At 55.9% G+C, this 783-nt stretch carries 2 protein-coding genes; one reads left to right on the forward strand and one right to left on the reverse strand.

The genetic code is table 11. From position 1 onward, the window contains the following. Positions 1-109: 109 nt before the first annotated feature. On the reverse strand, positions 110-373 hold the full coding sequence (locus B1991_RS18450) for a P-loop NTPase family protein (RefSeq protein WP_136260131.1): 264 nt from the start codon (positions 371-373) through the stop codon (positions 110-112). On the opposite strand from B1991_RS18450, the gene B1991_RS19225 reads away from it, so the two are divergent. Continuing rightward, a complete protein-coding gene (locus tag B1991_RS19225; RefSeq protein WP_425466717.1) occupies positions 275-718 on the forward strand; it encodes a YxiG-like protein in 444 nt (147 codons plus the stop codon). The genes B1991_RS18450 and B1991_RS19225 overlap by 99 nt on opposite strands. Positions 719-783 lie beyond the last annotated feature (65 nt).

Consider the following 783-nt stretch of genomic DNA (forward strand, 5'->3'; position numbering starts at 1 on the left):
CCGTAGCAAGCTCGGTGTTTTGCATGGCCGTCTGGACGGCCATTTTGAACTTCATTGATCAGAGCATCCTTAGGTATTGTAGAATTCCTCGAGGAGCATACGCGGCCTCTCAAGCGCAAGCGCCGGCTGTACCCAAAAGCGGGTGGCGCTGGTGAGGCCTAGCATCCCGTTCGAGCCGGACGGCTTCGCCGCCGCTCAACTCCAGCGTTAGCTGCCTCAAATGCATCCACTCGAAAACGTGTTTGAATGGCTCCCGGATTGCGACTTCGGCGTTATGGATCACGCCTTCGTTGAGCACGGCCGCGACTACTCTTTTCTCGTCGAGGCGCGAATGGGCAAAGATCCCGGTCGGCACCAATTGCAGTTCACCCATGTCACCGATCTTGTCTACACGACAGCCGTGGCCGACGCTACTTGGGGCGAGTCTTGGGGCGAGGAGTTCGTTAACTATCAATCTTGGCTGGACGCTGGTGAGCCTGAGGGTTATGTATGGGGTACATGTTGGTCTTTGGCGTGGCCTGGCATGAGCGCAATCGAGCCGTCTAGCAAAGCAGCTGAGTGGTCTAGCCGGCTCGGAAGGACGATGTACGAGGCCAAGATCCAGACCGATCGTTTCTGCATCTCACTTGTTTTTCATAGCATACGCACCCGAAAGATCAGCAACGAAACTTCCACAGTTTCAAGCGGCGTCACTCCGCTGCCATCACCCGGCAGCTAACCAGTCATCCAAGCGGACGGCTTCGCCGCCGCTTAATTTCAGCATTAGGGATGCTCTGATTTATT

The organism is Rhodanobacter lindaniclasticus, assembly GCF_004799035.1.
Taxonomy (GTDB): Bacteria; Pseudomonadota; Gammaproteobacteria; order Xanthomonadales; family Rhodanobacteraceae; genus Rhodanobacter; species Rhodanobacter lindaniclasticus.